This is a genomic window from Telluria sp. AZSoR62, from assembly GCF_058111565.1.
The window spans coordinates 101,559-114,240 of the sequence record NZ_JBYTST010000002.1 but is presented as its reverse complement, the minus strand read 5'-3'; the positions used below and the strand labels follow the sequence as shown (position 1 = coordinate 114,240).

Annotated in this window: 11 protein-coding genes; 3 read left to right on the top strand and 8 right to left on the bottom strand. The window is 67.2% G+C overall.

Annotated features, from left to right (window positions below; genetic code table 11):
• Positions 1-2: 2 nt before the first annotated feature.
• On the bottom strand, positions 3-1,805 hold the full coding sequence (kefC, locus tag AC3XQU_RS03950) for a glutathione-regulated potassium-efflux system protein KefC (RefSeq protein ID WP_489872838.1): 1,803 nt from the start codon (positions 1,803-1,805) through the stop codon (positions 3-5).
• Positions 1,795-2,370, bottom strand: coding sequence for an NAD(P)H-dependent oxidoreductase (locus AC3XQU_RS03945; protein ID WP_489872837.1), 576 nt, complete (start codon positions 2,368-2,370; stop codon positions 1,795-1,797). The genes kefC and AC3XQU_RS03945 overlap by 11 nt, the downstream gene beginning before the upstream one ends.
• Before the next feature lie 228 nt (positions 2,371-2,598).
• Here AC3XQU_RS03945 and AC3XQU_RS03940 point away from each other — a divergent pair, with 228 nt between their 5' ends.
• Together AC3XQU_RS03940 and AC3XQU_RS03935 are read left to right on the top strand one after the other, a co-directional pair.
• Positions 2,599-2,964 (top strand): hypothetical protein, encoded by a 366-nt coding sequence (locus tag AC3XQU_RS03940; RefSeq protein WP_489872836.1) that lies wholly within the window; start codon positions 2,599-2,601, stop codon positions 2,962-2,964.
• Positions 2,965-3,125: 161 nt separating this feature from the next.
• The gene (locus AC3XQU_RS03935; protein WP_489872835.1) at positions 3,126-3,767 is read left to right on the top strand and encodes a TetR/AcrR family transcriptional regulator; all 642 of its coding nucleotides are present in this window, start codon (positions 3,126-3,128) and stop codon (positions 3,765-3,767) included.
• 74 nt (positions 3,768-3,841) lie between these two features.
• Here the strand turns inward: AC3XQU_RS03935 and AC3XQU_RS03930 are convergent, their stop codons facing one another.
• From AC3XQU_RS03930 to AC3XQU_RS03910, 5 genes are all read right to left on the bottom strand, one after another.
• Positions 3,842-4,348: a porin family protein gene (locus tag AC3XQU_RS03930; protein ID WP_489872834.1), complete on the bottom strand. Its 507-nt coding sequence runs from the start codon at positions 4,346-4,348 to the stop codon at positions 3,842-3,844.
• Positions 4,349-4,590: 242 nt separating this feature from the next.
• Positions 4,591-6,003: a dihydrolipoyl dehydrogenase gene (gene lpdA, locus AC3XQU_RS03925; RefSeq protein ID WP_489872833.1), complete on the bottom strand. Its 1,413-nt coding sequence runs from the start codon at positions 6,001-6,003 to the stop codon at positions 4,591-4,593.
• Positions 6,004-6,010: 7 nt separating this feature from the next.
• Positions 6,011-7,342, bottom strand: coding sequence for a dihydrolipoamide acetyltransferase family protein (locus tag AC3XQU_RS03920; protein WP_489872832.1), 1,332 nt, complete (start codon positions 7,340-7,342; stop codon positions 6,011-6,013).
• A complete protein-coding gene (locus AC3XQU_RS03915; protein WP_489873199.1) occupies positions 7,343-8,356 on the bottom strand; it encodes an alpha-ketoacid dehydrogenase subunit beta in 1,014 nt (337 codons plus the stop codon).
• A 38-nt stretch (positions 8,357-8,394) separates the two neighbouring features.
• A complete protein-coding gene (locus tag AC3XQU_RS03910) occupies positions 8,395-9,627 on the bottom strand; it encodes a 3-methyl-2-oxobutanoate dehydrogenase (2-methylpropanoyl-transferring) subunit alpha (protein ID WP_489872831.1) in 1,233 nt (410 codons plus the stop codon).
• 229 nt (positions 9,628-9,856) lie between these two features.
• Between AC3XQU_RS03910 and AC3XQU_RS03905 the strand changes: the two genes are divergently transcribed.
• Positions 9,857-11,446 (top strand): EAL domain-containing protein, encoded by a 1,590-nt coding sequence (locus tag AC3XQU_RS03905; RefSeq protein WP_489872830.1) that lies wholly within the window; start codon positions 9,857-9,859, stop codon positions 11,444-11,446.
• Positions 11,447-11,519: 73 nt separating this feature from the next.
• Here the strand turns inward: AC3XQU_RS03905 and AC3XQU_RS03900 are convergent, their stop codons facing one another.
• Positions 11,520-12,680 carry a hypothetical protein gene (locus tag AC3XQU_RS03900; RefSeq protein ID WP_489872829.1) on the bottom strand — a complete coding sequence of 387 codons (1,161 nt, stop codon included), beginning with the start codon at positions 12,678-12,680 and terminating at the stop codon, positions 11,520-11,522.
• Positions 12,681-12,682 lie beyond the last annotated feature (2 nt).

The window sequence follows — 12,682 nt, the reverse complement described above, 5'->3', positions numbered from 1 at the left end:
GCTTACTGGTCGCGCTCGTCGTCGCGGTCGCGCTTCATGGCCACGAAGTCGCGCTCGAACATCGCATGCAGTTCTTCGCGCGCCCGGCGCGCCATCGAGACGAATTGCTCGCGGTCCCGGTAGTAGGGATAGACCTCGTGCACGCTCTTGATATTGTGCTCGCGAAAGCGCATCGCGGCCTGGCGCGCGAAATAGGCGCCGAAGCCCAGTTCCTCCATCACCCGCCGGCCCAGCATCAGGGCCGACTCGAAGGTTTCCCGTTCCACGATCGTCACCCCCAGGTCCATCAGCTGGTAGCAGTGGGTGACATTGCGGGCGCGCGCCAGGATCGGCAGGTCGGGGAATTCCGCGCGCACGGCCGCGGCCAGCTTCAGGCTGTCCTCGATGCCGTCCACCGACAGCACCAGCGCCCGCGCATGGGCCGCGCCGGCGGCATGCAGCAGGTCGGTGCGGGTGGCGTCGCCATAGAACACCTTGAAACCGAATTCGCGCAGGGTGTCGATCTGGTCGGGATCGTGGTCGAGCATGGTCAGCGGCACCTGGTTGGCGTGCAGCAGGCGCCCGACGATCTGGCCGAAGCGCCCGAAGCCGGCGATGATCACATGTCCCTCGTTGGCGTCGATGGCGTCGGTCTCGCGCTTGTGAAGGCGCTGCCAGCGCGGCTCCAGCACCCGGTCGTACAAGATGAGCAGCAGCGGCGTGGCCATCATCGACAGGGCCACGATCACCACCAGCATCGACGCGGTCTGCTCGTCGAACACGCGCGCGGTGGCGGCCGCGCCGAACACCACGAAGGCGAATTCGCCGCCCTGCGAGAGCAGGAAGGCGAACAGCACGCGCTGGCGCCCGGCCATGCCGAAGCGGGCCGCCAGCGCCCACAGCATGAACAGCTTGATGGCCTGGTAGGCCAGCGCCGCCAGCACGATCAGCATGGGCTGGGCCAGGAACACGCCGAAGTCGACCGACATGCCCACCGCGATGAAGAACAGGCCCAGCAGCAGGCCCTTGAAGGGTTCGAGGTCGGTTTCCAGCGCGTGGCGGTATTCGGAATCGGCCAGCAGCACGCCGGCCATGAAGGCGCCCAGCGCCATCGACATGCCCACCGACGCCATCAGGAGGGCGATCGAGATGATCAGGAGCAGGGCAAAGGCGGTGAAGATCTCGCGCATGCCGGTGCGGGCGATGAAGCGCAGCATCGGGCGCACCAGGTAGCGCCCGCCGACCACCAGGCCGCCGATCACGGCCACTGCCTTGAGCACGCCCATCCAGCCGGCGTCCGGATGCGAATCGGCCACGCCCAGCACTGGGACCAGGGCGATCATCGGGATCGCCGCGATGTCCTGGAACAGCAGGATCGAAAAGCCGGCCTGGCCGGCCGGGGTCGGGATCAGGTTGCGCTCCTGCATGGTGGTGAGCGCGATCGCGGTCGAGGACAGCGACAGCCCGAGCGCGGCGATCAAGGCCGTCTTCCAGCCGATCCCCGCCAGCACCGCCGCCAGCAGCAGCAGCACCGTCACGCCGGCGACCTGCGCCGCGCCCCAGCCGAAGATCGAGCGGCGCAGCGCCCACAGGCGGGTCGGTTCGAGCTCCAGGCCGATCACGAACAGCAGCAGCACCACGCCGAATTCGGAGAAATGCAGGATGGTCTCGACTTCGCGGATCAGGGCCAGTCCCCAGGGACCGATGGCGATCCCGGCCAGCAGGTAGCCGAGCACTGAGCCCAGCCCGAGGCGCTTGGCGATCGGCACGGCGATCACCGCCGCGAGCAGGTAGACCAGGGCGTTGATCAGGAGGTTATGCTCCATGCGCGCCTCCCGCCGGTGCATCCAGGTCGATGCCGGCGTGCAGCGCCAGCTGCGCATGCAACTGCGCCGCATGGCGCGCGGCGGCGTCCGGGTCGCTCCGGTCGGCGCCGTAGAACACATGCGGCTCGAACCAGCGCATCCCGCAGCTGCGCGCGACTTGCTCCAGCGGGGCCAGGTAGTCCGGCAGCGCGCGGCCATGCACGCCGCCTGCGCGGTAGTCGTCCGGCGCGCCGCTGGCGGCCACCGCCGCCCAGGCAGCCTTGCCCGCCAGCGGGCCGGGTTGCCGCAACGCCCATTCGGGTTTGAACACGGTGTCGAACCATTCCTTGAGCAGCGCCGGCATCGCATACCAGCCGAACTGGAACACGAACACGATGAGGGGCGCGGCCTTGACCAGCTCGCGCTGGCGCCGCACGTCGATGTAGAAATCGGGATAGAGCTGGTACAGGTCCTGCACCGTCACGCCGGGCAGGCTGGAAATGGCGTCGGCCACGCGCCGGCTGATGCGCGAGCGGTGCAGCGAAGGGTCGGCGAACACGACCAGGGCGCGCAGGTCTGAAGTCATGGGCAGCAAGGCAAGGGAGGGAAACCCGGATTGTACATTGCGACATTGCCAAGCTGTACGATCCGCGTAATCGCAGCCTGGGCGCGTGCCAGGTTCCTACGGCCGCCGGGCCCCGGAAGCGAGCCTTCCGGGACGGCCTGATCCTACAGGCGGCGCGGGCCGGGGCCTATTCGTGCGCGCCCCGTGCAGGACTATCATGTCCTTCTGAATTCATTAAAGGAGGCCAGCATGTCGATGCAAAGCGAAGGCAAGGACGCCAAAGGGCGCAACTACGACCAGGTCACCAAGAACGGCACCAGCAGCGCAGGCAGCATGGGCGTGGGCGGCACCGGCGACGCGGGCAAGCTCGAGCAGCAAGGCTCGGAGCAGCGCGACAGCCGCACCGATGACCTGCTGGCCGGCGATACCGCCGACCAGGAAGCCGACCAGGGCTTCGGCGGCGGCAGTTTCAGCGGCGAGATCCAGACCGGCATGGAAGGCATCGCCAGCCGTTCCGGCAGCGGCGCCGGCAACCGCCAATCGGGGCAGGAGGACCGCCAAGGCAAGGAAGACGGGGGCGGGCGCGCGGACAAGGAAGCAAACCCACAACGCTGATTCCATCGCGCCCACCTGCGCCGGGCGTGCTGGTCTACCTCCGCGCCGGCATGGCGCCCATCACCGACCGGTAAGGCGCTGAATCGCGGTTGCCGGCAGCCCGATGCTGACACTCTGCATTGTCATAATTGATATGACAAGTTTCTGTGTAGAATGTCGGCATGAAAGCTGAGCTGACCACCACGCGCTCCTACCGGGGCCTGTCGCAGGACGAACGGCGCGCCGAGCGCCGCTCGCGCCTGATGGCGGCCGCCATTGCCGTCTACGGCGAACGCGGCTACCACCAGGCCACCGTCAAGGCGGTGTGCGATCAGGCCGGCCTGACCGAGCGCTACTTCTACGAATCCTTCGCCAACAGCGAGGCGCTCCTGATCGATTCCTTCAACGCCGTCACGCATGCCGTGCTGGGCGAGATCACGCGCGCCGCCGAGGCGGCAGGGCGCGGGCGCATCGCGCGCTCGCGCGCCATGCTGCACGCGTATTTCGCGGCCCTGCAGCGCGAACCGCAATCGGCGCGCGTCTTCCTGGTCGAGATCCGCGGCGTGAGCCGGGCGGTGGACCTGGCCTTCGATGCGGCCCTGCGCGCGATCGGCCGCGAAGTCGCCCGCATCGTGGCGCCGCCGGGCGCCCCGCACGACGAGCTGCTGCAGGCCGGCGTGGTCGGCGGCGTGATCCACATCGCCCTGCGCTGGATCGAGGACGGCTACCGGCCGGGCATCGAGGCGGTGGTCGACTCGGCCCTCACGCTCGGCGCCGTGCTGGCGACGGCGCGCCGGCCCAGGGCCGCACTCGCGGCCGCATGAAAAAAACCCGGTGCGAGCCGGGTTTTTTTCTTGGTGCCGGCGCTGCCACATGGGCAGCGCTTGCTCGATGCTGCTTAGAACTGGAAGGCGACGCCAACGCTCAGGTTGGTGGTGTCGCTGGCCGGCTTTTGCAGTTCCAGGCGAGCCGACACGGCCGGGGTGAACGCGTAGCCGACGCCCAGGCCGATCACGGCGCCCGAGGTCGATTCATCGGCGCGCGAACCGCGCACGTTGACCTTGGCTTCCAGGTGGTTGTAGCCCAGGCGGCCCAGCAGGCTGAAGCCGTTGCTCAGCGGCAGGGTGCCGACGACCGACAGAGCGGCCTGGTCGACGTCGAGGTCGCCCGACACGCCGAAGGCGGTCACGGTGTACTCGCCGAGGCGGCGGAAGCTGGCTTCGACGGCGACGTTCTGGACGAAGGTGTAGCCGGCGAACACGCCGGCGCTGGTGGCGCGGCCCGATGCGTCGTCGATCTTGGTCTTGCCGACGTCGGCGCCGACGTAGAAGCGGCCTGGTTCGGCGGCGAAGGCCGACGACGAAGCGATGACGAGGGCTGCTGCAGCTGCGATTTGCTTGAACATGATGTAAACCTTTTCTGTTTTTTTCCTGCGGACTTCGCAGGGCCGCGATTATTGCATGGCATGGTGAAATGCGCAAATTCGGCGCGACGCGTGCGTATGCCAATATTATTCGGTATGCACGCTATTTATGCAAATGGGATAAGGCTCAAGGACGGTTATCCCGAATTCCTCGTGTAGGCAGGCTGGGGCGGGCAGGCAGGAAGGCCAGATGCTGCCGCCCGGGCGGGCGGCAGCAGGACAACTCAGATGTGCAGGGCGTGGCCGAGCGCGCGCATGGCTGCTTCCTGCACCGCCTCGCCCAGGGTCGGGTGGGCGTGGATGGTGCCGGCGATGTCTTCCAGCTGGGCGCCCAGTTCGATCGACTGGGTAAAGCCCGCCGCCAGTTCGGAGACGGCGCCGCCGACGGCCTGCCAGCCGACGATGCGGTGGTCGCTCTTTCTCGCCACCACGCGCACGAAGCCATCGGTGCTCTCGATGGTCATGGCGCGGCCGTTGGCCGAGAACGGGAAGCTGGCGGTGACGATCTCGATGCCCGCCTTGTCCGCGTCCGCCGGCGACATGCCGACCACCACGATCTCCGGATCGGTGAAGCATACCGCCGGGATCGCGCTCGGTGCGAACGCGCGGCGCTTGCCCGACACGATCTCGGCCACCATCTCGCCCTGGGCCATCGCGCGGTGCGCCAGCATCGGCTCGCCGGCCAGGTCGCCGATCGCCCACACGTTGCGCATCGAGGTGCGGCACTGGTTGTCGACCTTGATGGCGGGCCCGTTCATGTCGAGCATCAGGTTTTCCAGGCCCCAGCCGACCGTGCGCGGCTTGCGGCCCACGGCCACCAGCACGCGGTCCGCCTCGAGCAGGGATTCGACGCCGGAGGCGTCGCGCACCCGCACCCGGGTCTGCCCGTCGCTGTCGTCCATCCCCAGCACCGAAGTGGCCAGGCGCAGCTCGACGCCCAGGCGTCCCAGGGCCGAGGCCACCGGTTTCACCAGGTCGGCGTCATAGGCCGGCAGGATGCGGTCGGCCGCTTCCACGACCGTGACCTGGGAGCCGAGCTTGCGGTAGGCCGTGCCCAGCTCCAGGCCGATGTAGCCGGCGCCGACCACCACCAGGCGCTGCGGAACGCCGCCCGGGGACAGCGCTTCCGTCGACGAGATGACCGGGCCGCCGAAGGGCATGAAGGGCAGCTCGACCGGGACCGAGCCGCTGGCCAGCAGCATGTGCTCGCAGCGGATGCGTACCGTGGCTTCGCCGGCGCCGTCGGGCGTGACTTCGACCGTCTTGCCATCCAGGATGGTCGCCCAGCCGTTGACGAGCTTGACGCCGTTTTTCTTGAGCAGCGCGCCGACGCCGCCGGTCAGCTTCTTGACGATGCCGTCTTTCCACGCCACGGTCTGGTCCAGGTCGATGCGCGGGTCGGAACCGGTGATGCCCAGCGGCGAAGTCTCGGCCGCGTAACTGCGCGCCTTGCAGAATTCATCGGCTGCGTGGATCAGCGCCTTGGACGGGATGCAGCCGATGTTCAGGCAGGTGCCGCCGGGCTGCGCGCCTTCGACCAGGATGGTCGGCACGCCGAGCTGGCCGGCCTTGATGCCGGCCACGTAGCCGCCGGGACCGCCGCCGATGATCAGGAGGGTAGTGTTGAGTGTTTCCATGCCTTGTCTATTCCACGAAAATGGTGGCGGGGGTTTCGAGATAGGCGCGGATCGCCTGCACGAACTTCGCCGCCACCTGGCCGTCGATCACGCGGTGGTCGAACGAGGACGACAGGTTCATCATCTTGCGCGCGACCATGGCGCCGTCGCGGATCACCGGACGCTCGACGATGCGGTTGGTGCCGATGATCGCCACCTCCGGCCGGTTGATCACCGGCGTGGTCACGATGCCGCCCAGCGGTCCCAGGCTGGTGATGGTGATGGTCGAGCCGGTCAGCTCGTCGCGCGTGGCCTTGCCGTTGCGCGCGGCGTCGGCCAGGCGCGCCACTTCCTGCGAACTGGCCCAGGGGTCGCGCGCCTCGGCATGGCGCACCACCGGCACCATCAGGCCGGCCTCGGTCTGCGTGGCGATGCCCAGGTGGACCGGGTCGTATTGCGTGAGCAGGTTGTTCTGGTCGTCGTAGCGCGCATTCATCATCGGATACGCGCGGATCGCCAGCACCACGGCGCGCATGATCAGCGGCAGCAGGGTGAGCTTGCCCCGGTCGGCGCCGTAGCGGGCGTTGAGCTGGGCGCGCAGGGCTTCCAGTTCGGTGACGTCGATCTCTTCCACATAGGTGAAGTGCGGGATCTGGCGTTTCGCTTCCTGCATCTTCTCGGCGATCTTGCGGCGCAGGCCGATGATCGGCGTGGCGTGCTCGCCCTGCAGCTGCGCATAGCGGTTGTCGCTGCCGCCGCCCTGGCCGCCCTGGCGGCGACCTGCGACGTGCTCGTCGAGGTCGGCGTGGGTGATGCGCCCGGCAGGGCCGCTGCCGTGCACGAACTGTAGCTCGATGCCCAGGTCCCAGGCGCGCTGGCGCACGGCCGGCGCGGCGTGCGGTTTGTCGCCTTCCGCGCGCATGCCTGGGGCGTGCTGGTGCGCCTTCTGCTGCGGTTTTTGCGGGGCCGGCGCCGGAGCCGGGGCGCGCGCAGGCGCTGCGGCTTCGGCCAGCGCCACGGCCGCCAGCTGCGGCTCGCCGACTTCTTCGGCCGGCGCCGTCGCGGCTGCGGTCTTGACCGGTTCCTGCCTGGCCTTGTCCCCGGAATAGTTGCCGGCGCCGGCGACTTCCAGGCGAATCAGTTCCGCGCCGACCGCCATCGCCTGGCCGATCGCGCCGCCCAGGCTCGTGACGGTGCCGGCCACCGGCGACGGGATCTCGACCGTTGCCTTGTCGGTCATGACGTCGGCCAGCACCTGGTCTTCTTTGACGGTGTCGCCGGGCTGGACATGCCAGGCCACGACTTCGACTTCGGCGATGCCTTCGCCGAGGTCCGGCATTTTAATGACGTGAATGCCCATTTATTTCGCCTCCATGGTGCGCTTCAGGGCCGCCGCGACGCGGTCCGGCCCCGGGAAGTAAGCCCATTCCTGCGCATGCGGGTAAGGGGTGTCCCAGCCGGCGACGCGTTCGATCGGCGCCTCCAGGTGGTAGAAGCAGTGTTCCTGCACCAGCGCGGCCAGTTCGGCGCCAAAGCCGCTGGTCTTGGTTGCTTCGTGCACGATCACGCAGCGGCCGGTCTTCTGCACCGACTTGACGATGGTGTCGAGGTCGAGCGGCCAGATGCTGCGCAGGTCGATCACTTCGGCATCGACGCCCGATTCGCGCGCCGCCGCTTCCGACACCCACACCATGGTGCCGTAGGCCAGCACCGTCACGTCATTGCCCGGGCGGACGATGTTGGCCTTGTCCAGCTCGACCGTGTAATACCCGGTCGGCACGTTGCCCAGTGCCTGGCCGGACCAGGGCACGACGGGACGGTCGTGGTGGCCGTCGAAGGGGCCGTTGTACAAACGCTTGGGTTCCAGGAAGATCACCGGGTCGTCGTTCTCGATCGAGGCGATCAACAGGCCCTTGGCGTCGTAGGGATTGGACGGCATCACCGTGCGCAGCCCGCAGACGTGGGTGAAGAAGGCTTCCGGGCTCTGGCTGTGGGTCTGGCCGCCCCAGATGCCGCCGCCGCAAGGCATGCGGATCACCATCGAGGCGGTGAATTCGCCGGCCGAGCGGTAGCGCAGGCGCGCCGCTTCCGACACGATCTGGTCGGTCGCCGGATAGAAATAGTCGGCGAACTGGATTTCCACGACAGGGCGCAGGCCGTAGGCGGCCATGCCGACCGCCGTGCCCACGATGCCGCCTTCGGAAATCGGCGCGTCGAACACGCGCGACTTGCCGTACTTGGCCTGCAGGCCGTCGGTGACGCGGAACACGCCGCCGAAATAGCCGACGTCCTGGCCGTACACCACGACGTTGCCGTCGCGTTCCATCATGACGTCCATGGCCGAGCGCAGCGCCTGGATCATGGTCATCGGCATGGTGGCCACGTCTTGAGTTTGATCGTCGCGTGCCATGTTCATACTCCCAGTTCCTGGCGCTGCCGGCGCAGGTGCTCCGGCATGTCTTTGTATACGTCCTCGAACATCGTCGCAGCGCTCGGCGCGCGCTCGTCGCCCAGGATGCCGTAGCTTTCGGCTTCCTTCTGGGCCGCGAGGATTTCGGCCTCGAGTTCGGCCTGCACGGCCTCGTGCTCTTCGTCCGACCACCAGCCGAGATTCGTCAGGTGCCGGCGCAGGCGCGCGATCGGGTCGCCCAGCGGGAAGCGCGAGACGTCGTCGGCCGGACGGTAGCGCGACGGATCGTCCGAGGTCGAGTGGGGACCTGCGCGGTAGGTGACCCATTCGATCAGGGCCGGGCCCAGGTTGCTGCGCGCACGCTCGGCGGCCCAGCGCGAGGCCGACAGCACGGCCAGGAAGTCGTTGCCGTCCACGCGCAGCGAAGCGATGCCGCTGCCGATGCCGCGGGTGGCGAAGGTGACGCTCTCGCCGCCGGCAATCGCCTGGAAGGTCGAGATCGCCCACTGGTTGTTGACCACGTTCAGGATCACCGGCGCGCGGTACACGTGGGCGAAGGTGAGGGCGGTGGAGAAATCGGATTCGGCGGTGGCGCCGTCGCCGATCCAGGCCGACGCGATCTTCGTGTCGCCCTTGATGGCCGATGCCATGGCCCAGCCCACCGCTTGCGGGTATTGGGTGGCGAGGTTGCCGGAAATGGTGAAGAAGCCGGCGCGGCGCACCGAGTACATGACCGGCAGCTGGCGGCCCTTGAGCGGATCGCGCTCGTTCGACAGCAGCTGGCAGATCATCTCGACCAGCGGCACCTGCTTGGCGAACAGCAGGCTTTGCTGGCGGTAGGTCGGGAAATGCATGTCGCCGTCCTGCAGGGCCAGCGCCTGGGCGGTGCCGAGGGCTTCCTCGCCGAGCGAGATCATATAGAAGGACATCTTCTTCTGGCGCTGGGCGATCACCATGCGCGCATCGAAGATGCGGGTCTTCATCATGGTGCGCAGGCCGAAGCGGAACAGCTCGCGGTCCGGCTCGGGGGCCCATGGGCCGACGGCGTTGCCGTCCGCGTCGAGCACGCTGATCAGGGACGAGGCGATGCCGCTGGTGTCGATCGGCGCGACATCGATCGGCGGACGCGGGACGGAGCCCGCTGGACTTAATTGAAGATACGAAAAATCGGTCTTGCAGCCCGGGCGGCCGGTAGGCTCCGGTACATGCAGCGACAGAGGCTTACTCTGACTCATAAACGCTACCCCTTTGTAAGGTGACTTGCGGCAAGCATGATAAGGCGAATGGGCCGGTGCACGGGAGTGCCGGCTAAGTATTTTCATGATGCTATGCAGCATAAAAATGCTGTAAAGAAATATCACCACGACATGTGCCGCCCAGCGACGGTGGTGTTTGCTACGCGTGGCGGGTAGCGGTAGTATGGAACGCAGCCTGCCCGCCAACTGATGCCCGCCGCAGGGAACCATGAAAAAGACGTTTCCCGTGATCCTGACCCTGCTGGTGGCCGTTGCCGGTATCGGCTTGCCGATCTGGGTAGCCATCGAAGAGTCGGAGCGGCAGGCATTCGATGCGGTCAGCGTGCACGCCCTCGGCTATGCGCGCGACGTCATGATGCGGGCCGATGAGACCGGTGACCAGGTAGCCGCGGCAACCGCCCGGCTTGCAAGGGAACACGGCCAGGCGCCGTGCGCGCCGGCCAGCATCGATGTCATGCGCCAGGCCGACCTGTCCTCGAGCTACATTCAGGCGGTGGGCCATGTCGTGGGCAACCGCATGCTGTGCTCCTCGATTGCCGGACCTTCCGGCGTGCTCGAACTGGGCCCGGTCGACTACGTCACCGCCGCCGGCGCCGAGATCAGGCGCAGCGTGCGCTTCCCGTTCGCACCCAATGATTCCTTCATCGTGGTCGGGAGGAACGGCTTTGCCGCCATCCTGCACAAGCGCCTGGCCATCGATACCGCCAAGAGCGAGCCGGACGTGGCACTGGCCGTGCTATCGCTGGAGAATCCGGTGCCCATCATTGCGCGCGGCCCGGTCGAGACGGCCTGGATCAAGCGGCTCGCCGCGCGCGAGGCCGTATTCGTCGACGGCGACTACCTGGTGGCCCTGGTGCGCTCCCAGCGTTACCGCACGGTCGCGGTCGCGGCGCTGCCGGTGCGCTACCTGAACGGACGTTCGGCCGATGTGTCGCTGCGGCTGGTGCCCGCCGGCCTGGCCGCGGGCGTCATGCTGACAATGGCGATCCTGTACCTGGGGCGCCAGCAGCTGTCCTTGCCGGTGGCGGTCAAGGTCGCGATCCGCCGGCGCGAGTTCTTCTTGGAGTACCAACCCCTGGTCGACTTGCGCAGCGGCGCCTGGATCGGGGTCGAAGCCTTGCTGCGCTGGCGCCGGCCGACTGGCGAGATCGTGATGCCCGACCTGTTCATCCCGATCGCCGAGCAGAATGGCCTGATCGAGCGCCTGACCCAGCAGTTGCTGCAGATGGTGGCGCGCGATACCGGCGCCTACCTGGCCGCGCACCCGGAGTTCCACGTCGGGATCAACGTCGCGCCTGCCGACTTCCATTCCAGCGGCTTCCTGGACAGCCTGCGCGCGACCGTGCAGGGCATCCAGGCCCGGCCCGGCAACATCATCCTCGAGGTGACCGAGCGCGGCATGCTCGACCCGGTGGTGGCGCGCCAGACCACCGGCGCCTTGCGCCGCCAGGGCTTCGCGGTGGCGATCGACGATTTCGGCACCGGCTACTCGAGCCTGTCGTACCTGGAAACGCTCGAAGTCGACTACCTCAAGATCGACCGCAGCTTCATCGAAGCGATCGGCACCGGCGCGCCGACCAGCCAGGTGGTCGGCCACATCATCCGCATGGCGAAAGACCTCGGGCTGCAGATGATTGCGGAGGGCATCGAGAGCCAGGCGCAGGAAGACTTCCTGCGCAAGCATGGGGTGCAGTATGGACAGGGCTGGCTGTACGGCAAGTCGATGGCCTTCGCCGACGTGGTCCAGCGCATCGCCGAGATGGAAGAGGCCGGGGCCAGCCTGGCCCAGGCCAGCTGATTGGACGCCGGGGACGACCGGATGGGCTCAGCCTCGCGGGAAAGGCCTGCTGCGCCTCGGATGCGAAGCGGGCCTATGGGCCGGCGCCCGCAAGGCAGGCTTGCTGCAGGATGTCTGCGAACGTTGGCGCCGCATTGTTGACCACCATGCGTATGTCGCGCGAATCGGTGCGCTGTTCCCCGAGAACGCGTCCCCGTACCGAGAAGAAGCGATCCATATCGGTCAGGCGTGTCCCTTGTGCATGGCAGGCTACCTCCGTTGCAATGCGGATTTCTACAGTGATGTCTTTGCCGGGCTCGACTCGGATGTAGGCAAAAGCGTGGTCCGATTCTTTCGCCGGTTGCCACCGCAACCGGGCTGTAAAGCCGGTGCGCTGCGCCTCGCCGAGCGTCCAAGGACCGATCAGCTCGTAATCCTGCCACTTCACAGGGAACAGGGTGACCGCACATGCGATGTCCTGCGGTGTCTTCGTGCAGGTCTGAACCAGCGCGGACATCGACGCGGCCCGTACGCGGTTGACTTCGCGGCCTCGCATGAGGAATGCGTCTTCGAGCTCATCCCAGATGAACAAGCTGGCAATCATGCAGGTGGTCACCGCTCCCATACTGATCGCTAGCGGCGGCAGGATATGCATGCGGGCGGGTAGCCCGGTTCGTCTGAACACCCTGGAAATTCCCCAGGTTGTTAGAGGAAGCACGACGACGGACGCAGCCGTGACCCATCCGAAGATAAAAAAGGAAATATTCAGCACGTCCAGAAGCCATCCGGCGGCGACGATCAACAGGGAGACAAGCGCATACGTGGCTGTCGCGCCCAGTGCGGCGTAGCCTGCCAGGCGGCGCGTTGCCCTGCGCGTCGCAGCCGACCCGGCTCCGAGTTGCCGGGCTGCGAGCATGCTGGTGCCATAGCCCACCGCACCTGCGAGCAGCACGTACAAGCTGCACCGGAATAGCACGGCGAGCTGCAATTCAGGCTTGATCTGAAGCGCCAGCTTGAAGGTCCACAGCGAATCCCACGGATTCACGAAGGGCGCGCCCTCGCTTGACACGATGATCAACATGGTGATGAACATGACCGAGCCGATGGCGATCGGGAGTCCGTACGACGGGTGCTGTTGCTGTTTGGCAGTCTTCAGGGGATCGGTCGCCTGCAACACCGCGAGCGTCGCCTTCATGGGCGGGAAGGCGATCAACGCGTACGTTTTCATGCGGTCGAGCGCCTCAACGAAACCCATAG

Coding starts and splice junctions, on each gene's coding strand:
- AC3XQU_RS03945 (WP_489872837.1), bottom strand. CDS start 2,370: ATGACTTCAGACCTGCGCGCCCTGGTCGTGTTCGCCGACCCTTCGCTG.
- AC3XQU_RS03935 (WP_489872835.1), top strand. CDS start 3,126: ATGAAAGCTGAGCTGACCACCACGCGCTCCTACCGGGGCCTGTCGCAG.
- AC3XQU_RS03910 (WP_489872831.1), bottom strand. CDS start 9,627: ATGAGTCAGAGTAAGCCTCTGTCGCTGCATGTACCGGAGCCTACCGGC.
- AC3XQU_RS03940 (WP_489872836.1), top strand. CDS start 2,599: ATGTCGATGCAAAGCGAAGGCAAGGACGCCAAAGGGCGCAACTACGAC.
- AC3XQU_RS03915 (WP_489873199.1), bottom strand. CDS start 8,356: ATGCCGATGACCATGATCCAGGCGCTGCGCTCGGCCATGGACGTCATG.
- kefC (WP_489872838.1), bottom strand. CDS start 1,805: ATGGAGCATAACCTCCTGATCAACGCCCTGGTCTACCTGCTCGCGGCG.
- AC3XQU_RS03920 (WP_489872832.1), bottom strand. CDS start 7,342: ATGGGCATTCACGTCATTAAAATGCCGGACCTCGGCGAAGGCATCGCC.
- AC3XQU_RS03930 (WP_489872834.1), bottom strand. CDS start 4,348: ATGTTCAAGCAAATCGCAGCTGCAGCAGCCCTCGTCATCGCTTCGTCG.
- AC3XQU_RS03905 (WP_489872830.1), top strand. CDS start 9,857: ATGAAAAAGACGTTTCCCGTGATCCTGACCCTGCTGGTGGCCGTTGCC.
- AC3XQU_RS03900 (WP_489872829.1), bottom strand. CDS start 12,680: ATGGGTTTCGTTGAGGCGCTCGACCGCATGAAAACGTACGCGTTGATC.
- lpdA (WP_489872833.1), bottom strand. CDS start 6,003: ATGGAAACACTCAACACTACCCTCCTGATCATCGGCGGCGGTCCCGGC.